The sequence below is a fragment of the Bacillus pseudomycoides DSM 12442 genome, assembly GCF_000161455.1.
GTDB classification, from domain to species: Bacteria; Bacillota; Bacilli; order Bacillales; family Bacillaceae_G; genus Bacillus_A; species Bacillus_A pseudomycoides.
The window spans coordinates 4,920,936-4,921,180 of the sequence record NZ_CM000745.1; the positions used below are offsets into that span (position 1 = coordinate 4,920,936).

A 245-nucleotide genomic window follows, 5' to 3' on the forward strand; every position below is an offset into this window, starting at 1 on the left:
CCAGCTGCTAAACCTGCTGTCAAAGCAGCAGAAACAAACACTCCTTCTGGTGGTCGTGAACTAACAGTTGAAGCTACAGCATATACAGCTCATCCGAGTGAAAATGGCGGCACATATGGTGGTCGTGTATTAACTGCAATGGGTCATGACCTAACAGCGAATCCAAACATGAAAATGATTGCTGTTGACCCGAAAGTGATTCCACTTGGATCAAAAGTATGGGTAGAAGGTTACGGAGAAGCAAT

The 245-nt window shown here is 44.9% G+C and carries 1 protein-coding gene; it reads left to right on the plus strand.

Going from position 1 to position 245, the window contains the following annotated elements; genetic code table 11:
* Positions 1-245, plus strand: a 245-nt coding sequence (locus tag BPMYX0001_RS24980; RefSeq protein WP_240517018.1) for a 3D domain-containing protein, incomplete at both ends; no start/stop codon positions are given.